The sequence below is a fragment of the Tritonibacter sp. SIMBA_163 genome, assembly GCF_046535935.1.
Classification (GTDB): domain Bacteria; phylum Pseudomonadota; class Alphaproteobacteria; order Rhodobacterales; family Rhodobacteraceae; genus Epibacterium; species Epibacterium scottomollicae.
Genome location: NZ_JAWJBP010001244.1, coordinates 1 through 239, shown reverse-complemented (window position 1 = coordinate 239; position 239 = coordinate 1). Strand labels below are relative to the sequence as shown.

The following is a 239-nucleotide window of genomic DNA, read 5'->3' as shown; positions in this document are numbered from 1 at the left end:
AGGCCAGGTTCACCACCAGAAGAGCCAGCGCCACGGGGGAGTTCGCCAGCTCATACAGCGAACCGCCGGTGGGGCTGGAGCGTGGTGACAAGGTGGTTTCGAACCGGCTGCCCAGACAGAAAGCGATGATGAACACGATCACCGAGACTCCCAGCGCACTGGGCAACCGGCCCAACAACGTGCACGCCACCATGGTAAAAAGACCGAGCACCCCCCCCGCGCCCAGCGAGGCCCCCGGG

General features: G+C 65.7%; 1 pseudogene. It reads right to left on the bottom strand.

Annotated elements, in window-relative coordinates:
- A pseudogene (locus R0J92_RS26295) lies at positions 1 to 239 on the bottom strand (Tricarboxylate transporter family protein); the annotation flags it as partial.